At 70.4% G+C, this 18,347-nt stretch carries 20 protein-coding genes and 1 riboswitch; of the genes, 10 read left to right on the top strand and 10 right to left on the bottom strand.

Annotated features, from left to right (window positions below):
- Nucleotides 1-49 precede the first annotated feature (49 nt).
- From AB0M59_RS28610 to AB0M59_RS28595, 4 genes are all read right to left on the bottom strand, one after another.
- Entirely contained in the window at nucleotides 50-1,126 is a 1,077-nt protein-coding gene (locus AB0M59_RS28610) for a DNA polymerase ligase N-terminal domain-containing protein (RefSeq protein ID WP_364620919.1), read from the bottom strand.
- Nucleotides 1,127-1,253: 127 nt separating this feature from the next.
- Nucleotides 1,254-3,263, bottom strand: a complete 2,010-nt coding sequence (locus tag AB0M59_RS28605) for an ABC transporter ATP-binding protein (protein ID WP_364620917.1) — start codon at nucleotides 3,261-3,263, stop codon at nucleotides 1,254-1,256.
- Nucleotides 3,260-4,993: an ABC transporter ATP-binding protein gene (locus AB0M59_RS28600; protein WP_364620915.1), complete on the bottom strand. Its 1,734-nt coding sequence runs from the start codon at nucleotides 4,991-4,993 to the stop codon at nucleotides 3,260-3,262. The genes AB0M59_RS28605 and AB0M59_RS28600 overlap by 4 nt, the downstream gene beginning before the upstream one ends.
- On the bottom strand, nucleotides 4,987-5,655 hold the full coding sequence (locus AB0M59_RS28595) for a TetR/AcrR family transcriptional regulator (RefSeq protein WP_364620912.1): 669 nt from the start codon (nucleotides 5,653-5,655) through the stop codon (nucleotides 4,987-4,989). Before AB0M59_RS28595 ends, AB0M59_RS28600 begins: the two co-directional genes overlap by 7 nt.
- Nucleotides 5,656-6,001: 346 nt before the next feature.
- Between AB0M59_RS28595 and AB0M59_RS28590 the strand changes: the two genes are divergently transcribed.
- From AB0M59_RS28590 to AB0M59_RS28550, 9 genes are all read left to right on the top strand, one after another.
- Nucleotides 6,002-7,249, top strand: coding sequence for an ATP-binding protein (locus AB0M59_RS28590; RefSeq protein WP_364620909.1), 1,248 nt, complete (start codon nucleotides 6,002-6,004; stop codon nucleotides 7,247-7,249).
- Complete coding sequence (locus AB0M59_RS28585; RefSeq protein WP_125315245.1) at nucleotides 7,246-7,683, top strand: roadblock/LC7 domain-containing protein; 438 nt, start codon at nucleotides 7,246-7,248, stop codon at nucleotides 7,681-7,683. Before AB0M59_RS28590 ends, AB0M59_RS28585 begins: the two co-directional genes overlap by 4 nt.
- A 68-nt stretch (nucleotides 7,684-7,751) precedes the next feature.
- Entirely contained in the window at nucleotides 7,752-8,144 is a 393-nt protein-coding gene (locus AB0M59_RS28580; RefSeq protein WP_364620906.1) for a DUF742 domain-containing protein, read from the top strand.
- The gene (locus tag AB0M59_RS28575; protein ID WP_364620904.1) at nucleotides 8,119-8,745 is read left to right on the top strand and encodes an ATP/GTP-binding protein; all 627 of its coding nucleotides are present in this window, start codon (nucleotides 8,119-8,121) and stop codon (nucleotides 8,743-8,745) included. The genes AB0M59_RS28580 and AB0M59_RS28575 overlap by 26 nt, the downstream gene beginning before the upstream one ends.
- 19 nt (nucleotides 8,746-8,764) lie before the next feature.
- Nucleotides 8,765-9,991 carry a styrene monooxygenase/indole monooxygenase family protein gene (locus AB0M59_RS28570; protein ID WP_364620901.1) on the top strand — a complete coding sequence of 409 codons (1,227 nt, stop codon included), beginning with the start codon at nucleotides 8,765-8,767 and terminating at the stop codon, nucleotides 9,989-9,991.
- Between the two features lie 86 nt (nucleotides 9,992-10,077).
- Complete coding sequence (locus tag AB0M59_RS28565; protein ID WP_364620898.1) at nucleotides 10,078-10,956, top strand: Ku protein; 879 nt, start codon at nucleotides 10,078-10,080, stop codon at nucleotides 10,954-10,956.
- Between the two features lie 116 nt (nucleotides 10,957-11,072).
- Nucleotides 11,073-11,282, top strand: a complete 210-nt coding sequence (locus AB0M59_RS28560; protein ID WP_364620896.1) for a hypothetical protein — start codon at nucleotides 11,073-11,075, stop codon at nucleotides 11,280-11,282.
- Between the two features lie 243 nt (nucleotides 11,283-11,525).
- Nucleotides 11,526-11,843 carry a metalloregulator ArsR/SmtB family transcription factor gene (locus tag AB0M59_RS28555; RefSeq protein WP_364620893.1) on the top strand — a complete coding sequence of 106 codons (318 nt, stop codon included), beginning with the start codon at nucleotides 11,526-11,528 and terminating at the stop codon, nucleotides 11,841-11,843.
- Nucleotides 11,840-12,481: a cation transporter gene (locus AB0M59_RS28550; RefSeq protein WP_364620891.1), complete on the top strand. Its 642-nt coding sequence runs from the start codon at nucleotides 11,840-11,842 to the stop codon at nucleotides 12,479-12,481. The genes AB0M59_RS28555 and AB0M59_RS28550 overlap by 4 nt, the downstream gene beginning before the upstream one ends.
- Nucleotides 12,482-12,528: 47 nt before the next feature.
- Here AB0M59_RS28550 and AB0M59_RS28545 read toward each other — a convergent pair whose 3' ends face one another.
- The 5 genes from AB0M59_RS28545 to AB0M59_RS28525 form a co-directional block, all read right to left on the bottom strand.
- Nucleotides 12,529-12,684, bottom strand: a complete 156-nt coding sequence (locus AB0M59_RS28545; RefSeq protein ID WP_086678182.1) for a hypothetical protein — start codon at nucleotides 12,682-12,684, stop codon at nucleotides 12,529-12,531.
- A gap of 131 nt (nucleotides 12,685-12,815) precedes the next feature.
- Nucleotides 12,816-14,276: an adenosylhomocysteinase gene (ahcY, locus tag AB0M59_RS28540; protein WP_364620888.1), complete on the bottom strand. Its 1,461-nt coding sequence runs from the start codon at nucleotides 14,274-14,276 to the stop codon at nucleotides 12,816-12,818.
- An 88-nt stretch (nucleotides 14,277-14,364) separates the two neighbouring features.
- Nucleotides 14,365-14,442: riboswitch (S-adenosyl-L-homocysteine riboswitch) on the bottom strand.
- Nucleotides 14,443-14,473: 31 nt separating this feature from the next.
- A complete protein-coding gene (locus AB0M59_RS28535; protein ID WP_364620886.1) occupies nucleotides 14,474-14,956 on the bottom strand; it encodes a GNAT family N-acetyltransferase in 483 nt (160 codons plus the stop codon).
- Nucleotides 14,953-15,636 carry a hypothetical protein gene (locus AB0M59_RS28530; RefSeq protein WP_364620883.1) on the bottom strand — a complete coding sequence of 228 codons (684 nt, stop codon included), beginning with the start codon at nucleotides 15,634-15,636 and terminating at the stop codon, nucleotides 14,953-14,955. The genes AB0M59_RS28535 and AB0M59_RS28530 overlap by 4 nt, the downstream gene beginning before the upstream one ends.
- A 57-nt stretch (nucleotides 15,637-15,693) precedes the next feature.
- Complete coding sequence (locus tag AB0M59_RS28525) at nucleotides 15,694-16,584, bottom strand: diiron oxygenase (protein WP_364620880.1); 891 nt, start codon at nucleotides 16,582-16,584, stop codon at nucleotides 15,694-15,696.
- An 88-nt stretch (nucleotides 16,585-16,672) separates the two neighbouring features.
- Here AB0M59_RS28525 and AB0M59_RS28520 point away from each other — a divergent pair, with 88 nt between their 5' ends.
- Nucleotides 16,673-17,320: a TetR/AcrR family transcriptional regulator gene (locus AB0M59_RS28520; protein WP_364620878.1), complete on the top strand. Its 648-nt coding sequence runs from the start codon at nucleotides 16,673-16,675 to the stop codon at nucleotides 17,318-17,320.
- Here AB0M59_RS28520 and AB0M59_RS28515 read toward each other — a convergent pair.
- Nucleotides 17,317-18,342: a DNA polymerase IV gene (locus AB0M59_RS28515; protein ID WP_364620875.1), complete on the bottom strand. Its 1,026-nt coding sequence runs from the start codon at nucleotides 18,340-18,342 to the stop codon at nucleotides 17,317-17,319. The genes AB0M59_RS28520 and AB0M59_RS28515 overlap by 4 nt on opposite strands.
- Nucleotides 18,343-18,347: the final 5 nt, after the last annotated feature.

Here is an 18,347-nt window from a genome sequence, read left to right as displayed (position 1 = left end):
GTCACGTCGAGAGCGGCCGTCCCGAGGGAGCACCCGAGAGCGGCCGCTCTCACGTTTCGATGTGGAGCCAGTCCCCGTCCGCCTTGCCGGGGTGGTACGTGCCGTCGGCGCGTTTGGCGTGGATACCGCCGATGCCGTGCTCGCGGGCCGCGGCCAGGACCGCCTCGCCGTTGCCCCGGAAGTGCCGGGGCGCCTGCCAGTTTCCGCCGGACAACCCGAGGTCGGTCAGCATGTCCCGCCGCTCGACGTACGGGAGGTCCACCGTCGGGCGGCCTTCGTGGTGCAGCAGGTCGTATGCGAAGAAGAACGCGGGGCAGTGCTTCATCATCCGCTTCGCGTCGTTCCCGTCCACACGGGCGCGCTCGTCGAGGCCCTTCGGGTCCGGACGGCCTTCGCGGACAACCACCATCTCGCCGTCTAGGAGCACTTCCGTCGAGCCCAGGGTTTCGCCGAGCTTGTGCAGCTCCGGGTACCGGCCGGTGACGTCGGCGCCGGTATCGTCGTGCGCAGTGATGCGGCCGCCCGATACGCACAGCATCGTCCGGGCGCCGCCCCAGGCGAATTCGTAGGCCCAGTCGTCATCTTCGGCCGGTGGGGGCAGCTCGCCCGGGACCGCGGTCATCGGTTCGAGGAACTCGGGGGAGTCCTCGTGGCCGTCCTCCGCCGGGTCGAGGCGGCGGAGCGTCCAGTCGCCTTCGCCTTCCGGGTCGTGCCGGTTTTGGAACAGGTACTTGCCGCTCGCCCGCGCGCCGTGGAAGACCACCTCGACCTTGTGGTTGTTCCAGTGCAGGGTTTCGTAGCGGCCGGTGTCCCAGATTGCCATCCACCCGCCGCCGTACTCGCCGGCCGGGATCTCACCCTCGAAGTCGAGGTAGTCCATCGGATGGTCTTCGGTGTGCACCGCGAGCCTGGTGACGCCGGGGGAGCGCGGCAGTCCCTTCGGCACCGCCCACGACACCAGCACGCCGTCGCGTTCGAGCCGGAAGTCCCAGTGCAGCCGGGTGGCGTGGTGCTCCTGGATGACGAACAGGTCGTCGTTCCCCGGCTCCGGCGGCCCGTCCGGCCACGGCTCGGGCGTCCGCGAGCGGTCACGCTTGCGCCGGTACTCGTCGAGTCGGTCGGCCATCGCGGGACCGGCACCCCCACTTCTGTCGCAGAGCCACCAGACTACCGGGCCGCCGCTGCGGCCCGGACTTCCGTCGTGCTGTGGGAAGCCGGGTCCCCCGGCGCGCGGCCGGGGGACCCGGGCCCCGTCAGTCCGTCTCGGCCATGGCTTCGGCGAACTGGGCCGCGTACAGCCTCGCGTAAGCGCCACCGCTGTTCAGCAGCGTTTCGTGGTCGCCGTGCTCGACGATCTGCCCGTGCTCCATCACCAGGATCACGTCCGCGTCGCGGATCGTGGACAGCCGGTGCGCGATGACGAAGCTCGTGCGCCCGCTGCGGAGCGAGTTCATCGCGCGCTGGATGAGCACCTCGGTGCGGGTGTCGACCGAGCTGGTCGCCTCGTCGAGGATGAGGATGACCGGCTTGGCGAGGAACGCCCGCGCCACCGTGATCAGCTGCTTCTCGCCCGCGCTGACGGTGCCGCCCTCGTCGTCGAGGACCGTCTCGTAGCCGTCCGGCAGCGTCCGGACGAAGCGGTCGACGTGGGTCGCCTTCGCCGCTTCGACGATCTCCTCGCGGCTCGGGTCGTCCGCGCCGTAGGCGATGTTCTCCGCGATCGTGCCGCCGAACAGCCACGCGTCCTGCAGCACCATGCCGGTCTGGTCGCGCAGTTCCTCGCGGTTCATCTTCGCGATGTCGACGCCGTCGAGCGTGATCCGCCCGCCGTCGAGCTCGTAGAACCGCATGAGCAGGTTGACCAGCGTCGTCTTGCCCGCGCCGGTCGGGCCGACGATCGCCACCGTCTGGCCGGGTTCGACGCTCAGCGACAGGTCGTCGATCAGCGGCTTGTCCGGCAGGTAGCGGAACGAGACGTCCTGGAACTCGACGCGCCCGCGCACGACGGACGGCCGCTCCGGGTGCTCCGGCTCCGGCGCTTGCTCCTCGGCGTCGAGGAGCGCGAAGACCCGCTCGGCCGAGGCGACGCCGGACTGCAGCAGGTTCGCCATGCTGGCGATCTGCGTCACCGGCTGGCTGAACTGGCGCGAGTACTGGATGAACGCCTGCACCTCGCCGAGCGTCAGGCTGCCCGACGCGACGCGCAGCGCGCCGATCACCGCCACCAGCACGTAGCTCAGGTTGCCGATGAACATCATCGCCGGCTGGATCATCCCGGAGATGAACTGCGCCCGGAAGCTCGCCTCGTACAGCGTTTCGTTCTGCTTGTCGAAGATCGCCGCGGCCTCGTCGCGGCGGCCGAACACCTTGACCAGCGAGTGCCCGGTGTACATCTCCTCGACGTGCGCGTTGAGCTTCCCGGTCGTCGACCACTGCTTGATGAAGTTCGGCTGCGCCCGCTTGCCGATCTTCGCCGCGATGACGGCCGAGAGCGGCACGGTGAGCAGCGCGATCAGCGCCAGCAGGGGCGAGATCAGGAACATCATGATCAGCACGCCGATGACCGTCAGCAGCGACGAGACGATCTGCGACAGCGTCTGCTGCAGCGACATCGCCAGGTTGTCGATGTCGTTGGTGACGCGGGAAAGGACCTCGCCGCGCGGCTGGCGGTCGAAGTACTTCAGCGGCAGCCGCGCGAACTTCTCCTCGACGTCCTGGCGCAGCCGGTAGACCGCGTTCTGCACCAGCGTCGTCGTCAGCCGGGCCTGGATCAGCCCGAAGAACGACGCGATGACGAACAGCGCCAGCACGGTCAGCAGGATCTGCCCGACCTTGTCGAAGTCGATGCCCACGCCGGGCACGAGGTCCACGCGGCCGTAGATGTCGGCGAGCGTGCTGTCGCCGCGGGCGCGCAGGCCGGCGACGACCTGCTCCTTGGTGACGCCCGGCGGCACCTGCCTGCCGAGCACGCCGGCGAGGATCGCGTCGGTGGCCTGGCCGAGGATCTTCGGCCCGATCACGGTCAGCGCGACGCTCGCCGCGCCCAGCACGAGCACCCCGATCAGGTGGAGCCGTTGCGGGGCCAGCATGCGCAGCAGCCGCTTGAGGGACCCCTTGAAGTCGAGGGCCTTCTCCGGTGGGGCGCCGCCGGCCATCCATCTGCCGGGTCCGGCGGTCGCGGCCCCGGTGTTCTTCTGCCGTTCGGCGGTCGCCCGTTCGCCCGCTTCGGTGACGGCGGTCTTCGGCGATTCCGTGGTACTCACGCCGCCTCCTGCTCGGTCAGCTGGGACAGCACGATCTCGCGGTAGGTCTCGTTGCCGTCGAACAGCTCGTGGTGGGTGCCGGTGCCGACGACGCGGCCCTCGTCGAGGACGATGATGCGGTCGGCGCCGCGGATGGTGCTGACGCGCTGCGCGACGATGATCACCGTCGCCTCGGCGGTCTCCGACACGAGCGCGCGGCGCAGGGCCGCGTCGGTCGCGTAGTCCAGCGCCGAGAACGAGTCGTCGAAGAGGTAGATCTCGGGTTTGTGCACCAGCATCCGCGCGATCGCGATCCGCTGCCGCTGGCCGCCCGAGACGTTCGTGCCGCCCTGGGCGATCGGCGCCTCGAGGCCTTCGGGCATCGCCTCGACGAAGTCCTTGCCCTGGGCCACTTCCAGTGCGCGCCACAGCTCTTCGTCGGTGGCGTCGGGGTTGCCGTACCGCAGGTTGCTGGCCACCGTCCCGGCGAACAGGTACGGCTTCTGCGGCACCAGCCCGACCGCGCGGGCGAGCACCGCCGGGTCGAGGTCGCGCACGTCGACGCCGTCGACCTTGACCGTGCCGCGGGTCGCGTCCATCAGCCGCGGGATCAGGTTCAGCAGCGTGGTCTTCCCGGTACCGGTCGACCCGATCACCGCGGTCGTCTCACCGGGGCGCCCGATCAGCGAAATGTCCTGCAGCACCGGCTTTTCCGCGCCGGGGTAGCGGAACTCGACGCCGGAGAGCTCCAGGTGCCCGTGCAGCGTGCCGGGCTTGATCGGCGACACCGGCGGGCGGACGCTCGACTCGGTGTCGAGCACCTCGCTGATCCGCTCGGCGCTGACCTCCGCGCGCGGCACCATCATGAACATGAAGGTGGCCATCATGACCGACATCAGGATCTGCAGCAGGTAGGACAGGAACGCCGTCAGTGCCCCGATCTGCATGCTGCCGGAGTCGATGCGCTGCCCGCCGAACCACAGCACGGCGACGCTGGAGGCGTTCATCACGAGCATGACGATCGGGAACATCAGCGCCATCAGCCGCCCGACCCGCAGCGACACCGTGAGCAGCTGGTCGTTCGCGGCGTCGAAGCGCCGGCGCTCGTGCTTGTCGCGGACGAACGCGCGGATGACGCGGATGCCCATGATCTGCTCGCGCAGCACCTGGTTGATCCGGTCGATCCGCTCCTGCATCGAGCGGAACGCCGGGCGCATCTTGGTGATGATCGTGCCGACCGCGACCGCCAGCACCGGCACGATCACCAGCAGCAGCGAGGAGAGCGGCACGTCGAGGTTCAGCGCCAGGATGATCCCGCCGACGCACATGATGGGCGCCGACACCATGAGCGTCAGCGTCATCACCACGAGCATCTGGATCTGCTGGACGTCGTTGGTGGTGCGGGTGATCAGCGACGGCGTGCCGAACTGGCCGACCTCGCGGGCCGAGAAGTCCTGCACCCGGTGGAAGACCCCGGAGCGGATGTCGCGGCCGACCGCCATCGCCGTGCGGGCGCCGTAGTACACCGCGCCGATCGAACCGGCGATCTGGGCCAGCGTCACGACGAGCATCACGGCGCCGACGCGCAGGATGTAGGCCATGTCGCCCTTGATCAGCCCGTTGTCGACGATGTCGGCGTTGAGCGTCGGCAGGTAGAGCATGGCGATCGTCTGCACGAGCTGCAGCACGACGATCACCCACAAAGTGGTTTTGTACGGGCGCAGGTGACTGCGCAGGAGCTTGACTAGCACAACGGTTCCCCCAGTGATGTGGTGGTGGTGTTCGGTCCGGGTGACGGTGCGGTGCCGCCGGTCAGGCCGGGCATCCCGGCGGCCAGCTCGTCCAGCAGCCGTTCCAGGGTCGGGAGGAACGGCTCGCCTTCGGTCATGAACCAGTTGACGAAGGCGACGCGGACAGCGCTTTCCACCGTGGAGGCCATCAGCCGGCACAAGAGGTGGTCCGCCCCGCCCGCCCGTTTCGCGATGGTCTCGGCGAGGACGCGTTCGACCGCCGCGTGGGCGTTGAGGAACTCGCCGCGCAGCATGAGCTGGCCCATCAGCTCCCGGATACGCGCAACATACGCGCGATCCGGCTCGCCCTCACGCGAATATTGCTCGACCACCGCCTGCTTCACGGACTCCCAGAGCGGCTCGCCCTCCGGCCGGGCGAGCAAGGCTTCTCGCATCCCCTCGTGGCGGTCGACGACCATCGAGCAGACCGCCTGCTCCTTGCTGGAGAAGTAGTTGTTGAATGTGCGGGGCGAGACACCCACCTCGGCGGCGATGTCCTCCACCCGCACGTTCTCCAGCCCGCGGTCCATCGAGAGCCGCAACGCGGCCTGCGCGAGCGCCCGGCGGGCCTCGCGCTTCTTGCGTTCCCGGAGCGTCAGCTTCGGTGGTTCCTCCGGCGGCATGAACGGAGTGTAGCGAAAAACTTGCGTGGCCCGCAAAAAAGTGCGTGGTCCGCAAAATTAGGGCGAACCGGACACGGTCCGGAATTCGCCGTGCGGACCCGCGCGACCTGCGGTATCGGTGCCCGTGTGCGCTGCGTTGCGGCCCGCAAATTGCAAAAATGCACCGAATGGCGTAATGCACTGCGCTCACCAGCAGCGACGCCGCCGATCCGTGCTCACGCGGCGCGATCGCGCGGGGACGGGTTGTGGACACGTCACGAGGCTTTCTGCTTGCATGTCGGTCGTCGCCGCCGGGGGTCGGCACGTCGCACCGCGTCCGTACTGAGCAAGGAAGAAGTGGGACCACATGGCCAGCCGGGCCCGGGAACTCCTGGATCGATCACGCGTCCTGCTGGACCGCTCGCGGGTCGCCGCCGCGCAGTACCTCACCGCGCCGCCGAAGCACCCCGGGTACGAGCCCGCGGCCGGGCCGGCGCTCGCGCAGCTGCAGCCGCCCGTTCCCGTGGCGGTGCCGGAGGCGGCGGACGACGCCGTGCTGGCGGAGATCTGCGCCAGCGTCGCCCTGCGTGACCTCAACCTCCTCGACCAGCTCCTCGCCCGGCTCGAAGAGCTGGAGGCGGGGGAGGAGGACCACCACCGCCTCGCCGAGCTCTACCAGCTCGACCACCTCGCGACGCGGCTGCGGCGCAACGCCGAGAACCTGCGCGTCCTGGCCGGCCAGGAGACCGCCGACGACGCCGCCCGCGCGACCACGGTGCTCGACGTCATGCGCGCTGCGATGTCCTCGATCGACCACTACGCCCGGATCACCATCGGCCGCGTCGTGAACCTCGGCGTCGTCGGCTTCGCCGCGGAGGACCTGGGCCGGGTGCTGGCGGAGCTGTTCGACAACGCCGCCAACCAGTCGTCGCCGAGCTCGCCGGTGAACGTCAGCGCGCACCTGACCGAGCAGGGCAGCGTGCTCGTCCGGATCGAGGACGAGGGCATCGGCATCCCGGCCGACCGCGTCGACGGCCTCAACGCGCGGCTGGCCGCCGGCGGCGACCTCGACGACGCCGCGGCGCGCCACATGGGCCTCGCGGTGGTCTCCCGCCTCGCCGCCCGCCACGGCGTCACCGTCCGCCTCGACCGGCGCAGCCCGCACGGCACGGTGGCGACCGTGCTGCTGCCCACCGGCATCGTCACCGAGCTCGCCGAGCACGCGTGGTCCGGCACCCGCACCGTCACCGCCGAGCCGGTCAAGGCACCGGCCGATGAGCCGGCCGGTGCGTTGACCGGCTCACTCCCGCGCCGCCGCCCGGGGGCCTTCCCCCGCGAGGAGCCGGTCACGCCGATCCCGCGTAGGCCCAGCCCCCGTCCGCGGCCGCCCGAGCAGACCGGCGGCATGACGGCCAACGGCCTGCCGCGCCGGGTGCCCGGCAGCATCCGCGGCGCCGCGCCCGAACCACCGCCGCCCCCACCTGCCCCGGCTTCGCCCGGCGCCGGCCACGACCAGCTGCTCGCCGACCTCGGCGCGTTCGCCGACGGCGAGCGGGCCGCGCTCGCCGAGAACCGTTCCCAGCAGGACGAGACGCCCGGAGGATCCGCCCCGTGAGCGCCCCCCACCCGGCCCCGGCGAACTTCGCCTGGCTGCTCGACGACTTCGTGCGCAAGGTCCACGGCGTCAGCCACGCGCTGATCATGAGCGTGGACGGCTTCCCCCTCACCGCGTCCGACTCGGTCGGCGAAGCCGAGGCCGAGCAGCTCGCGGCGATCGCCAGCGGCCTGCTCTCGCTGGCCGGCAACAGCGCGGCGCTGTTCGGGAAGGGCGCCTGCGAGCAGATCATCATCCGGCTCACCCACGGCTACTTCCTGTTCATGGGCATCGGTTCCGGTGCCGGGCTCGCGGTGCTGACCTCGGGCGAGGCGGACATGAAGGTGGTCGCCTACGAGATGACCCAGTTCATCACCAACGCCGGCCACGCGCTCACCCCCGAGGTGCGCGCCGAACTGCGCCAGGTGCTCACCGCGCGCCGCCCGCGGGTGTGATGACCTTGTCCCACGAGTCTTTCGGGGGTCCGGGTGGCGGAGCCCCCGGCCCGGGGCGAAGTCCCGGCATGCAGCACGAGGATGTGATCTCAGTGTCCGACAAGGACACCGCCTTGCCGCGGCGAAGTCGCCGGATCCGCGCGTACGCGCTCACCGGCGGCCGCACCAGCACCCGCCACCAGCTGCTGGTGGAGACGCTGGTTTCGGTCCCGCGGTACGACCCGGCGCTGAGCGGCACGTTGATGCCCGAGTCGCGCTCGCTCTACGAACGCGCGCGGGCGCGGTGCTCGATCGCCGAGCTGTCGGTCGGGCTGGACCTGCCTCTGGGCGTGGTGCGGGTGCTGATCGGCGACCTCGCGTCCCAGGGCGCGGTGTTCGTCCACCCCACCGCGCACGCCTACCACCACGACACCAACGTCCTCGAGAGGATCCTTGATGGGCTCAAGCGGCTCCCCGCCTGAGGGCGATCTGCTGACGATCTCCGCGAAGATCGTCGTCGCCGGGGGCTTCGGTGTCGGCAAGACCACGTTCGTCGGGTCGGTGTCGGAAGTACCACCGATGAGCAACGAGGCGTGGATGACCGAGGCCGGCGAAGGCGTCGACGAGATCCCGCCCGGCGGCAAGTCGACCACGACCGTCGCGATGGACTTCGGCCGCATCACGCTGCGCCCGGACCTGCTGCTGTACCTGTTCGGCACGCCCGGCCAGGCGCGGTTCTGGTTCCTCTGGGACGACCTGAGCCGGGGCGCGCTGGGCGCGGTCGTGCTGGTCGACACCAGCCGGATCGACGAGTCGTTCGCGGCGATCAACTACTTCGAGAACGACTCGGAGCTGCCGTTCGTCGTCGCGGTCAACCAGTTCGAGGGCATGCCCGTGCACGACCTCGACGAGGTGCGCGACGCGCTCGCGCTCGACCCGAGCGTCCCGCTGGTCACCTGCGACGCCCGTGACCGCGCCTCGACGATCGCCACCCTGACCGAGCTGGTCGGCCACACGTTGTCGCTGGCGGTGCTCTCCGGCCCGGCGGGCCGCGAGCTCGCCGGCAGCGCCCCGCACGCCTGAACGAGGAGAGAAGAGCTTCATGCGCAAGGTCCTGATCGTGGGCGCCGGGCAGTCCGGGCTGCAGCTGGCCCTCGGGTTGCTGGCGAAGGACTACGACGTCACGGTGATGTCCGCGCGGACGCCGGAGGAGATCCGGAACGGGCGGGTGATGTCGACGCAGTGCATGTTCCACGACGCGCTGCAGCACGAGCGGGACCTCGGCATCGACCTGTGGGAAGCCGACACCGTGAACGTCGAAGGCCTCGGCGTGTCGGTGGCCGCGCCGGACGGCGGGCGGGCGCTCGACTGGTTCGCCGAGCTGGACCACATCGCGCAGTCGGTCGACCAGCGGGTGAAGATGGCCGGCTGGCTCGAGCTGTTCGAGGACCGCGGCGGCAAGCTCGTCATCCACGGCGTGATGACGTCCGAGCTGGACGCGCTGGCCCGGCTGTACGACCTGGTGATCATCTCGGCCGGCAAGGGCGAGCTGGTCCAGCTGTTCGACCGGATCCCGGAGCGCTCGCCGTACACGAAGCCGATGCGCGCGCTGTCGCTGGCCTACGCCCACGGCGTGCGCCCGCGGCCGGAGCACCCGGACAAGATGGCGGTGCGGTTCAACATCGTCCCCGGGGTCGGCGAGCTGTTCATGATTCCCGCGTACACGCTGTCCGGGAACTGCGACATCCTCTTCTTCGAAGGCGTGCCCGGCGGGCCGCTGGACTGCTTCGACGACCGCCCGGGCCCGGCCGAGCACTTCGCGCGAATCCTCGACTTGATGAAGCAGTTCGTGCCGTGGGAGTACGAGCGCAGCCGCGACGCCGAGCTGACCGACGCGAAGGCCACCCTGGCCGGCGGTTACACGCCGGTGGTCCGCAACCCGGTCGGCGCGCTGCCCGGCGGCGCGATCGTGCTGGGCATGGCCGACGTCGTCGTGGCGAACGACCCGATCACCGGCCAGGGCTCGAACAACGCGAGCCACTGCGCCGCGACCTACCTGGACGCGATCGTCGAGCGCGGCGACCGGCCGTTCGACGCGGGGTGGATGGACGCCACGTTCGAGCGCTACTGGGAGTACGCCCGGCACGTCACCGAATGGACCAACGCGCTCCTCCAGCCACCGCCCCCGCACGTGCTCCAGATCCTCGGGGTGGCCGGCCAGAACCCCGCGGTCGCGCGGCGGTTCGCCAACGGGTTCACCGATCCGACGGACTTCCAGAACTGGTTCATGGACCCCGCACTTTGGGAGAAGTACCTGGCAGAGGTCTAGATCGCCGGGAGCGTCGCACTGTCGCGGAGGGATGATTCGGGCTACGGTTGTCACGTAGCGTGAAGGCGACTGGCGGAGGTGCGTGCATGCGGGCGATGTGGAAGGGCTCGGTGTCGTTCGGGCTGGTGTCCATCCCGATCCAGATGTACGCGGCCACCGAGAACAAGAACGTCTCGCTCCGGCAGGTGCACGAGGCCGACGGCGGCCGCATCCAGTACAAGCGGTTCTGCACGATCGACGGCGCCGAGGTGCCCTACGCCGAGATCGCCAAGGGCTACGAGCTGCCCGACGGCGAGATGGTCGTGATCACCGACACCGAGATGGCGGAGCTGCCGCTGTCCTCGCAGCGCACGATCGACGTCCTGGAGTTCGTGCCGCTCGAGTCGATCGACCCGATCCAGTACGACCGGACGTACTACCTGGAGCCGCAGAAGAACGCGGTCAAGCCGTACATCGTGCTGCGGGACGCGCTGCACAAGTCGAGCCAGGTGGCCATCGCCAAGGTCGCGGTGCGGCAGCGGGAGAGCATGGCGGTGCTGCGGGTGCACGCCGACGTGCTGGTGATGACGACGATGCTGTGGCCGGACGAGGTCCGCGAGCCCGACTTCCCCTTCCTGCGCGACGACCCGCCGCAGATCCGGCCGCAGGAGGTCACCATGGCCGGGTCGCTGATCGAGTCGCTGGCCGAGCCGGTGTTCGAGCCGGAGAAGTACCACGACCACTACCGCGAGGCCCTCGAGGAGATGATCGAGGCCAAGGTGGCGGGGGAGGAGACCACCAAGCCGGCGGCGGTCACCGCGAAGGCCGACGTGGTCGACCTGATGGCGGCGCTGCAGGCCAGTGTGGACGCGGCGAAGAAGTCCCGCGGCGCGAAGTCCACTTCGGAGGAGTCCGATGAGGACGAGGCACCGGCGCCCGCGAAGAAGAAGCCGGCGGCGCGGAAGCGGGCACCCAAGTCCGCCTGACCCCGTCCGGGTGGTCGCGCCGACACGCCGCCGCTGCCTTCCCACGCCCGCCCGCTTTCCGGTGGTACCAAGGAGTGCGAGCACACCGGGCACCAACGCGGGAAGGCGGGCCGGTCATGGAGTGCGCTTCTTGTGACGCGGGGATCGATCACTGCCACGGCACGCTGGTGGTGCACCCGGAAGGCGGGTTCGCCGAGTGCGCCGAGCCGGCCTGTGAGGACGGTGACCGCGTGCGGCACGGCCTGATCGTCGACTGCCAGGCCCTCGGCAGCGGGTGCGGCTGCGCCACGGCGCCGGGAAAACCGCTGCTGCGTCAAGCTTCCTGAGCCTCCCGCCAAGATCGTGAAGGCCTCCTCGGCCGGCGGCAAAGCCGGCCCGGGAGGCCTTCACGGCGTCAGGAACCCGTCAAGCGCGTAACACGATCGTGTATGCAGCTGTGTACACGGGCTTGGCGATGTGCTAACACTAACGGGGTCCTTCGGCTCTCCCTCCCCCTCGGAGCCGGAGGACCCTTTAATTTCCGCGGTGTCCCGTGTGGATATGTCAGCCGTCGATGTACAGTTCAGTCCATGGTGACCTGTGAGACGCGGGAGTCGGCGCTGGCCCGGATCGGGCGCGCGCTCTCCGACCCGACCCGCTGCCGGATCCTGACCGCGCTGCTCGACGGGCCCGCCTATCCCGGGCGGCTCGCCGGTGAGCTCGGGCTGAGCCGCTCGAACGTCTCGAACCACCTTTCGTGCCTGCGCGGCTGCGGGCTCGTCGTGGCGGGCTACGAGGGCCGTCAGGTGCGGTACGAGATCGCCGACGCGCACCTGGCCCGCGCGCTGCGCGAGCTCGTCCAGGTCGTGCTGGCGGTCGAACCGCGGGAAGAGTGCGAGCCGGCGTGACGGACGGGTGCTCGGACGGCTGCTGCGCGCCGGTCGCCATCGCTTCGGACCGCCGGGCGGTGCTCGTGCGCCGGGTGCGGCTGCTCGTGGCGGCGACCATCACCTACAACGTCGTCGAAGCGGCCGTCGCGCTGACGGCCGGCACCGCGGCCTCGTCCGGCGCGCTCGTCGGCTTCGGGCTGGATTCGATCGTCGAAGTCGCTTCAGCGGTCGCGGTCGCCTGGCAGTTCTCGGGACGAGACCCGGAAGCCCGCGAACGGCGGGCGCTGCGGCTGATCGCGCTCTCGTTCTTCGCGCTGGCCGCCTACGTGACGGTGGAGTCCGCGCGGACGTTCTTCACCGCGGCGGCACCGGAAACCTCGGTCACCGGGGTCGTCCTCGCGGCGGTTTCGCTCGTCGTGATGCCCGCCCTGTCCGCCGCTCAACGACGCACGGGGCGGGAGCTGGGGTCGGCCAGCGCGGTCGCGGATTCGCGGCAGACTTTGCTCTGCACTTACCTTTCCGCGGTCCTGCTGGCGGGATTGCTGCTCAACGCCCTCTGGGGCTGGTGGTGGGCCGACCCGCTCGTGGCCCTCGCCATCGCCTTCGTGGCGGTGAAAGAAGGCCGAACGGCCTGGCGCGGCGAGCATTGCTGCTGACGCCGTGCCAGGCCGTTCGCGAGTCCTCGATCAGGACGAGTACCCGATCAGTACCAGTGCGCACGCCCACCGATCCGGCGGCCGGTGCCGCCGAGGATGGCCAGTGCCACGCCGGCCACCGCGAGAATGATGCCGATGGTGTAAAGCACCGGGATACCCACGATGAACCCGATGATCAGGAGAATTACACCGAGAACGATCACTTTGACACACACTCCTTCGCATGGGACCCGTCCGGCATGCCGGCCGGCGGATGCGCTGTCACGGGGAGAATGGCCACTTTCCCGCTGCGGCAAACTGCGTCAAATGGAGCAATCTCGGATCAGTACCGGGATCAGTACCGATAGTGGTCGAGCTTGTACGGACCCTCGACGTCGACGCCGATGTACTCGGCCTGCGCCTTCGACAGCTTCGTGAGCTTCACGCCGAGTGCGTCGAGGTGCAGCCGGGCCACCTTCTCGTCGAGGTGCTTCGGCAGCCGGTGGACGTCGGTGGTGTACTCGCCGGGCTTGGCGAACAGCTCGATCTGCGCGATGGCCTGGTTCGTGAACGAGTTCGACATGACGAACGACGGGTGGCCGGTCGCGTTGCCGAGGTTCATCAGGCGCCCTTCGGAGAGCACGATGATCGCGTGGCCGTCCGGGAACGTCCACTCGTGCACCTGCGGCTTGATCTCCTTCTTCACGATGCCCGGCAGCTTCGCCAGCCCGGCCATGTCGATCTCGTTGTCGAAGTGCCCGACGTTCGCGACGATGGCGTTGTGCTTCATCCGGCTCATCTGGTCCGCCGAGATGATGCCGAAGTTGCCGGTGGTGGTGATGAAGATGTCGGCCGTCTCGGCGACGTCGTCCAGCTCGACCACGTCGAGCCCGTCCATCGCCGCCTGCAGCGCGCAGATCGGGTCGATCTCGGTGACCGAGACCCGGGCGCCCTGGCCGCGCAGCGCCTCGACCGCGCCCTTGCCGACATCGCCGTAGCCGCAGACGAGGACGCGCTTGCCGCCGATCATCACGTCGGTGGCGCGGTTCAGGCCGTCCACAAGGGAGTGCCGGATGCCGTACTTGTTGTCGAACTTGGACTTCGTCACCGAGTCGTTGACGTTCATCGCGGGAAAGAGCAGCTCGCCGTCCTTGGCGAGCTTGTAGAGCCGCTTGACCCCGTTGGTCGTCTCCTCGGTGACGCCGCGGATCTCCTTGGCCATGCGGGTGAAGCGGTCGCCGTCGGCGGCCAGGCTCGCGCGCAGCGTGTCGAGGACGATCCGGTACTCCTCCGGGTCCTCTTCGGACGGCTGCGGCACCGCGCCCGCGGCTTCGAACTCGACTCCCTTGTGGACGAGCAGGGTGGCGTCGCCTCCGTCGTCGAGGATCATGTTCGGCGCCTGGCCGCCGGCGAAGGCGAAGAGCCGGTCGGTGCACCACCAGTACTCTTCGAGCGTCTCGCCCTTCCATGCGAACACCGGCGTGCCCGTAGGGGCGTCGACGGTGCCCTCCGGGCCGACGACGACCGCGGCGGCGGCCTCGTCCTGGGTCGAGAAGATGTTGCACGACACCCAGCGCACCTCGGCGCCGAGCGCGACGAGCGTCTCGATGAGCACGGCGGTCTGCACGGTCATGTGCAGCGACCCGGCGATGCGGGCACCCTTCAGCGGCTGCGCGGCGGCGTACTCGCGGCGGATCGCCATCAGGCCGGGCATCTCGTGCTCGGCGAGCCGCAGCTGGGTGCGGCCGGCCTCGGCCAGGGACAGGTCGGCGACGGCGAAGTCGAGACCGTTGCGGCTGGTGAGTTTGTCACTCATCTCTTGAGCTCTCTCCGAAAGGTTGCGGAAGCGCTCGGAAGGCGTGACCGGGAAACCCTTGCGGGCCCATGCAAAAAAGACGCCTCCCTCGCGGGAGGCGCCCTTGGGTCCGTGGTGACGGGCCGAGCGTGGCGGAAAAGTCTCCGTCGCAGCGCCTCTCGGCCCGTCACCAGGATGGCAAAGCCGCCGGGAGGCTGTCAAGCGAGCGAGCGCGCCATGAGAACGTCGTCGACGTCCGCGCCGTCAACGCGGAATTCCGCCCGCAGCACGCCTTCCACGACGAATCCGCAGCCCTCGTAGACCCGCCGGGCGGCGGTGTTGTGACCCAGCACGCGCAACGTCACCTTGCGCGCGCCGCGTCGGCGCGCTTCGGCCACGGCGGCGTGGACGAGCTGCCGGGCGATGCCGAGCCGGCGCCGGTCCGGGTCGACGGCGAGCCCGCCGATCACCCGCACGTGGTCGTGGGCGGGGATGGCGAACCCCGCGCCGAGGCGGATGTAGCCGGCGACCACGCCGTCGTGCTCGGCGACGAGGACGTCCTCGGGGTGGGTGCCGTCGTCGAAGAACGGGGTGCCGGGCGGGGGAGGGGGAGCGGGGGACATCTCCGTGGTCCAGGTGCGCTCGTCGAGCTTCGCGAGCACGGCCTCGTCCTCGGCCCGGGACGTCCGGATGGTGATCACGAACCGATCTCCTGCCAGGCCTGCTCGACGATCCCGGCCAGCTCCCGGGGATCGCGGTTGCCTTCGGTGCCCATGCTCCGCACCGCAACGGTCAAGCCGGCGCCGGTGCGCTGGCAGTTCGTCACGAACGAGCGGTCCGGGTCCGGGGCCGAGCCGGGCGCGGCCGGGTCGTTGTGGACCAGGCACTGCACGTCGCCGACGCGCACCAGCTCGGTGCCCGGCTTGGCGATGCCGAGGGCCTGGACGTCCTCGTACGGCGCGAACAGCTCCGGCGACGGCGCGCGCACCGCGACCAGCTGGAAGGACCGCAGCAGACGCTCGTCCTGGTAGTCCTGGACCACCGCGCCGGCGCCGTCGTAGGCCGCCGACACGCGCGCGGCGGTCTCCTCGTCGGTCTTGCCGATGCGGTCGATCTGGGCCTTGCCCCGGACGGCGTCGAGCTTCGCGATCGCGTCCTGGGCGCGGCTGAGCCCGCCGAGGTTCGCCGGCGCGGTCAGGGTCTGCCCGCTCGGCCCGCCGAGCAGGCCGAGCACGAGCCACGGCACACCGACCAGGAGCGCGCCCACGAGCACGCCGATGAGACCGGCGACGACCGGCCGCGCGAGCGGCGGACGGGGTGCCGGATGCGGCGGCCCCGACGGGGGTCCGGGCGGGAAGTCCTGCGAGAAGCCCTCGGTCACCGGGGAATCCTGGCGCAGTCCGGTCCCTCCCGGGAAGGGAATTTTGCGGTCGCTGTGTCAAATCAGGTGCGCGCGCCGCCAGATGCCCTCGGATCGGCCGCCGATCAGCCCTGCCTCGCGCAGGAACGGCACGATCTTCTCGGCCATCCAGCGGCGCGTCTCGTGGAAGTGCGGGTTCGCGAGCGCCGCGGCCCGGCCCTCGCGCGCGTCGATCCCGACGCTGCGGTAGACCCGCGGGTCGATCATGCTGTCGATCACGCCGAACGCGACCAGTGCGGTCCGCAACCGGTGCCGCTGCAGGGCTGCCTTCGACAGCTTCGGCGTCTCGCGCAGCACTTCCTCCTTGGCGAACCGGACGTGCCGGGCCTCCTCGACGACGTGGATGCGGTTGACCGAGCGGATCAGCGGCTGGATGCCGTCGTCGTCCATCATCGACCGCTGCAGCCGGTCGGTGGTCTCCTCGGCGACCAGCACGCTGGCGAACATCGACGGCCCGGCGGCGGTCGCGCCGAACACCTTCGCGGCGCGGTGCACGACCTTCGGGACGCCGTAGCGGGGCACGCCGAGCCGGTCGGCGGTGCGGGCGAACATCACCGAGTGCCGGGTCTCGTCGCCGATCTCGGTCATGGCGTACTGCGCGTGCTCGGTGCGCGCGTCGAGGTCGAAGACGTACCGCGCGAGCAGTTGCATCAGGACGATCTCGAACCAGAGGCCGACGCTCATGATGCTGGCGATCTCGTGCTTGGACAGCTCGAGCCGCTGCTCCGGCGTCAGCTTCGCCCACAGGTCGGTGCCGTAGAGGGAGACGCGCTCGAGCGGCATGTACGCCTTGCCCTCGGCGAGCGGCGCGGCCCAGTCGATGTCGACGTACGGGTCGTAGGAGTTCTTCGCGGAGCTCCTGAGCAGCCGAGCCGCGGTGACGTCCCGGTCCTGGGCCTCGACGCCCATGGCGACCTCCGAAAGTAGGGGGTACAAGCTGTACTAGCTACTTTTGCCGACCGTACACCCTCGGACGGGCCGTGAGTAGGCTTTCGCCGTGACCAAGGTCGACGGGCGGGCGGCGCGCTGGGCGGGCCAGCAGGAGCGGCGACGCGCCGAGTTCGTCGACGCCGCGCTGGAAGCGATCGCCGAGCACGGCCCGGACGTCTCGACCGAGCAGATCGCCGAGCGCGCCGGGGTGGCGCGCACCCGCCTGTACAAGCACTTCGACGGCGCCTCCGACCTCCAGCGGGCGATCGCCGAGCGCGCGGCCGAGCTGGTGACGGCCGAGCTCCAGCCGCTCTGGCACCCGTCCGGTTCGCCGAACGAAATGATCTCGACGGTCATCTCGACCCACCTGCGCTGGCTCACCGAGCACCTCCACCTGCACCGGTACCTGGGCCGCGCGGCGCCGGGCCCGACGGACGTCCGCGGCACGATCGCCCGCCACCTCAGCCGCCTGTTCACCGGCTACCTGACGGCGTTCGGCCTGGACCCGGCGCCGGGGGACACGATCGCGTTCGGCCTGGTCGGCTACGTCGAGTCGGCGACGACCCGCTGGCTCGACCACCCGGGCACGCTCAGCCTCGAGCAGCTGACGGGCCAGCTGAGCGGCACGATCTGGGCGATGCTCGACCACACGCTCCGGGCGGGCGGGGTCGAACTGGACCCGGACCGGCCCTTGCTGCTGCCGGAAGGGCTCTAGTCCTCCCGGAGGAACTCCGCGCGGACCCCCAGCAACCGCACCGCACGGGTCAGCTCGAACATCCCGAGCACCTCCCGCGCCGCGCGGCCGATCTCGTCGGCGTCCGACGTCGGCTCGGGCAGCGTGATGCTGTGCGTGTGGGTCAGGAACGGCACGAACCGCACCTTCACCGCGATCCGCGCGGCCGGGCGGCCTTCGTCGAGGACGTCCTGCCACACGCGCTTAGCCAGCGCCGACACCTCGGCGGCCATCTCCGCCGGGTCCGTGAGGTCGCGCTGGAACGTCGTCTCGCGGCTGCGGGAGCGGGCGACGTACGGCGTCGCGCTCACCTCCGCGTCGCTGATGCCGCCGCCGAGCAGGCGCAGCCACGGGCCGGTCTTCGGGCCGAACCGCGCGGCGAGCTCCGCCGCGTCGGCGCCGGCCAGGTCGAGGACCGTGGCGATGCCCAGCTCGGCGAGCTTCTTCGCCGTCTTGCCGCCGATACCCCACAGCGCGTCGGTCGGGCGCGCGGCCATCACGTCCCACCAGTTCTCCTGCGTCAGCCGGAAGATCCCGCCCGGCTTGCCGAACCCGGTGGCGAGCTTGGCCCGCAGCTTGTTGTCGCCGATGCCCACCGCGCACGACAGCCCGGTCTCGCGCGTCACGGCGTCCTTGATCGACGCCGCCAGCGCCTCCGGGTCTTCGGTCTCGGCGCCGACGAACGCCTCGTCCCAGCCCAGCACTTCGACGACGACCGGGAGCTCCCGCACCGCGGCCATCACGTGCTCGGACACCTCGAGGTAGGCCGGCGGGTCACTGGGCAGGAAGACGGCGTCCGGACAGCGTTTCGCAGCGATCCGCAACGGCATGCCGGACTGGATCCCGAACTCGCGGGCCTCGTAGGACGCGGTCGCGACGACGGCGCGTTCGGTGGGGTCGCCGTTGCCGCCGACGACCACGGGTTTCCCGCGCAGCTCCGGCCGGCGGGCGATCTCGACGGCGGCGATGAACTGGTCGAGGTCGACGTGCAAGACCCACTTCACGGGCC

Origin of the sequence: Amycolatopsis sp. NPDC051371 (assembly GCF_040682155.1) — a bacterium.
In the GTDB taxonomy this organism is placed as follows: Bacteria; Actinomycetota; Actinomycetes; order Mycobacteriales; family Pseudonocardiaceae; genus Amycolatopsis.
The sequence above is the reverse complement of the archived record's forward strand: the minus strand, read 5'-3'. Positions and strand labels throughout refer to the sequence as shown.